The sequence below is a fragment of the Microbacterium sp. genome (assembly GCF_049661145.1).
Classification (GTDB): Bacteria; Actinomycetota; Actinomycetes; order Actinomycetales; family Microbacteriaceae; genus Microbacterium.
In genome coordinates, this window is the sequence record NZ_JBASZT010000396.1 from 1 (window position 1) to 4,071 (window position 4,071).

Annotated in this window: 3 protein-coding genes; 2 read left to right on the forward strand and 1 reads right to left on the reverse strand. The window is 68.3% G+C overall.

Translation table 11 applies throughout. The features are described from left to right. Together WBP48_RS16460 and WBP48_RS16465 are read left to right on the forward strand one after the other, a co-directional pair. Window positions 1–419: S16 family serine protease (locus WBP48_RS16460; protein WP_424441821.1), on the forward strand; the 419-nt coding region annotated here is incomplete at its 5' end. Window positions 420–470: 51 nt separating this feature from the next. Next, entirely contained in the window at window positions 471–3,386 is a 2,916-nt protein-coding gene (locus tag WBP48_RS16465) for a UPF0182 family protein (RefSeq protein ID WP_424441822.1), read from the forward strand. A gap of 22 nt (window positions 3,387–3,408) precedes the next feature. Here WBP48_RS16465 and WBP48_RS16470 read toward each other — a convergent pair. After that, a partial coding sequence (locus WBP48_RS16470) for an alpha/beta hydrolase-fold protein (RefSeq protein WP_424441823.1) occupies window positions 3,409–4,071 on the reverse strand: 663 nt, incomplete at its 5' end.

A 4,071-nucleotide genomic window follows, 5' to 3' on the forward strand; every position in this document is an offset into this window, starting at 1 on the left:
GGCTCGTCGGGATCACGACGAGCCACGACTACGACTTCCCGGTCGACGTGACGATTCAGCTCGACAACGTCGGTGGCCCCAGTGCCGGCATGATGTTCGCGCTCGGCATCATCGACACCCTCAGCGATGGCGACCTCAACGGCGGCGAGCAGGTCGCCGGTACCGGCACGATCGATTCCGCGGGCACGGTCGGTCCGATCGGCGGCATCCGGCAGAAGATGTACGGGGCGAAGGATGCCGGCGCCACCTGGTTCCTGGCCCCCCGCGACAACTGCGAGGAGGTCGTCGGCCACGTGCCAGCGGGCTTGCGCGTCTTCTCCGTCGCGACGCTGGACGACGCGCTCGACGCGCTCGCGGCGATCCGCGGTGAGCGCGACCCCGATGCGCTGCCGACCTGTGAATCCGCCACCGGTTCGTGAGCCTGACGCGGGACGGCCTTCCCCAAGAAACCCGCCGCTTAGGATAGGGGGGTGACCACGACCTCAGCGCCGAACCAGGCCACGCCCAATCCCGTCCGCCGCGCCATCGCCATCACGCTCGCCGTCATCGCGGCTCTCGTCGTGGGCTTCTTCCTCTTCGCGAGCCTCTACGCGGACTGGCTGTGGTTCGACCAGCTGGGCTTCTCGGGGGTGCTGTGGACGCAATGGACGGCGCGCGTCGCGATGTTCGTCATCGGGTTCCTCGCGATGGCGGTTCCGGTGTTTGTGGCGATCCAGCTCGCGTACCGCCTGCGTCCCGTCTACGCCCGGCTGAGCTCGCAGCTGGATCATTACCAGGAGGTCGTCGAGCCCCTCCGGCGCCTCGCGATGTGGGGAATCCCGCTCTTCTTCGGGTTCTTCGCCGGCTTCGCCGCCTCCGCGCAGTGGGAGACCGTATGGCTGTGGGCGAACCGCGTCGACACCGGAGACCTCGACCCGCAGTTCCACCTCGATTCCGGGTTCTACCTGTTCTCGCTCCCGTTCTTCTCGACGGTGCTCGGCTTCGCGTCGGCGATGCTGCTCGTGTGCCTGATCGTCACTGCTCTCGTCGCCTACCTCTACGGATCGGTGCGCATCGGCCAGCGTGAACTGCGGATATCGAAGGCGGCCCGTATTCAGCTCGCCGTCATCGCCGGCCTGTATCTGCTCGTGCAGGCGGCGAGCCTGTGGCTCGACCGCTACAAGACGCTGACGCAGCAAGGCGACCGCATCACGGGCGCCAGCTACGTCGACGACCACGCCATCATCCCGGGGCTCACGATTCTCGCCATCGCGGCAGCGATCGTCGCGCTGCTCTTCTTCGTCACCGCCGTGATCGGGCGCTGGCGGTTCCCCCTGATCGGGACCGGATTGCTCATCGTGTCGTCGCTGATCGTGGGCATCGCGTACCCTTGGGCTCTCAACCAGTTCCAGGTCGTGCCGAACCAGGAGACCCTCGAAAGCCCCTACTACCAGCGCAACATCGACGCGACCAAGAAGGCGTACGGCATCGACGGGCTGGAGAAGAGCGACTTCCAGGCCGTCACCGATGTGGAGCCGGGGCAGTTGCGGGCGGATGCCGAGACCACGGCATCCATTCGCATCATGGACCCTGCCATCATCTCGCCGACCGTCCGCCAGATCGAGCAGTACCGCACGTACTATCAGTTCACCGATCCGCTCGACGTCGATCGATATCAGATCGACGGGCAGTCGCAGGACACCGTGGTCTCGGTGCGGGAGCTCAACATGCAGGAGCTCGGCCAGGCGGCGTCCTGGTACAACACGACGCTCGTCTACACGCACGGCTACGGCATGGTCGCCGCGAAGGGCAACGAGCGCACGGCTGACGGCAATCCGGTCTTCGTGGAGCGCGGCATTCCCGCCACCGGAGCGCTCACGACGGGCGAGAACTACGAGCCGCGCGTCTACTTCGGCGAGTCCTCGCCGACATACTCGATCGTCGGGGCGCCGGAGGGCCGCGATCCCATCGAACTGGACTACCCGCGCGGCGAGGACGGCGCAGCCCGGACCACCACGACCTTCACCGGCGAGGGTGGGCCCGGCATCGGCGATCCCTTCAGCCGGCTCATCTACTCGCTGAAGTTCCAATCGACCGACATCCTGTTCTCCGATGCGATCAACGAGGATTCGCAGATCCTGTACGACCGTGACCCCGTCGACCGAGTGCTGAAGGTGGCGCCGTATCTCGAGCTCGACAACGACCCGTACCCCTCGGTCGTCGACGGCCGCATCGTGTGGATCGTCGACGGCTACACGCTGAGCGCCGATTACCCCTACTCGCAGGTCGTGAGCCTGCGCGACGCGATCAGCGACACGACCAACACGACGCCGCGGGTGGCCCTCGACGACGTCAACTACGTCCGCAACTCCGTCAAGGCCACCGTCGACGCCTACGACGGCAAGGTGACGCTCTACGCGTGGGACGACACCGACCCGCTGCTGCAGGCGTGGCAGAAGGTCTACCCGTCGACGCTCAAGCCGGTCTCGGAGATGAGCGGCGACCTCATGAGCCACGTGCGGTACCCGACCGACCTGTTCAAGGTGCAGCGCGCCATGCTCGGCACGTACCACGTCGACGACGCCCAGTCGTTCTACCAGCGCGACAACGCGTGGAAGACGCCCGACGACCCGACGCAGACGAACGCCGTGCTGCAGCCGCCGTACTACCTGACGATGCAGATGCCCGATCAGGAGGCGCCGAGCTACTCGATGTTCACCACGTTCATCCCGGGCGGTGATGACACCCGCAACGTCCTCATGGGATATCTCTCGGTGGACTCGGATGCCGGGGCGCAGACCGGCGCGAAGAGCGACACGTACGGCAAGCTGCGGATGCTGGAGATCAATGCCGAGACGCCGGTTCCCGGTCCCGGGCAGGTCCAGAACACGTTCAACTCTGCACCGGATGTGTCGGCGTTCATCAACATCCTGAAGCAGGGACAGTCGCAGGTGCTCAACGGCAACCTGCTGACACTTCCGGTCGGCGGAGGCCTGCTGTACGTGCAGCCGGTGTTCGTGCAGTCCTCGGGCTCCACCAAGCTGCCGACGCTGCAGAAGGTGCTGGTCGGCTTCGGCGACGAGATCGCGTTCGAGGACACGCTGCAGGGGGCGCTCGACGTCCTGTTCGGCGGGGACTCCGGGGCGGTCACGGGTGACGGCGGGACGGACGTCACCCCGGCGCCCGAGCCGACGGAGACCGGGAACCCGGATGAACCCGGCGGCGACGGGTCTACGGGGGGCGGGACGGGCACCGACGTGGCGTTCCAGGCGGCGCTGCAGGAGGCGCAGCAGGCGATGATGGATCGTCAGGCGGCGCTCACTCAGGGCGACTGGACGGCATACGGCGAGGCCGACGCGCGCCTGACCGCCGCCGTCGAGAAGCTCGTGCAGCTCAGCGGGGACTGATGCGTCTCGCGGTGGCGGGCGGTCAGGCGGGAGCGGGCGCCGGGTCACTGCGCCGCGTGAGGCGGTGCAGAGCGTGCGGCAGGCTCGCCTCCCAGCAGGCGGGGTCGTGGCCGCCGTCGAACTCGCGATAGTCGAGCAGCGCGCAGCGATCCTCGAGCTCGGCCCTGAGCCGCCGCGTAGGCTCCAACACCACCCACTCGGCGAGCCCGACCTCGAGGTGCACGCGCCCGAGGCGGGCGTCGGAGTCGCGGATGGCACGGGTGAGCCACTCCGCGGGCTCGCCGCCCAAGGGGTTGGGCCACCAGAACGAGCCCGACTGGCACACCGACGCCCCGAAGCGCTCCGGCGCGAGGCACTGGGCATACAGCGCGGTGAGCCCGCCGAGCGACTGGCCGGTGATGGTTGTGCGGTCGGCGTCGCGGGTGACCGGCGCGCCGAGAGCGGCGGGGGCGGCGTCGATGAGGGCGGTGATCTCGGCGATGAGCCGGGGGTTGCAGGTGAGGTCGGCCACTCGCTCCTCGAGACCCCCGTGGCCCAGCAGCAGCGTCGCCGTGGGCGGCAGCACGCCCGATTCCGCCCACCCGTCGAGACGTGCGGTGCCGCCGGCCGCCCAGCGGTCGCCGTCGAGCAGCACGAGCACGTCCCACACCTCGGGACCCGGGTCGACGGCGGGCACGTGCCACGA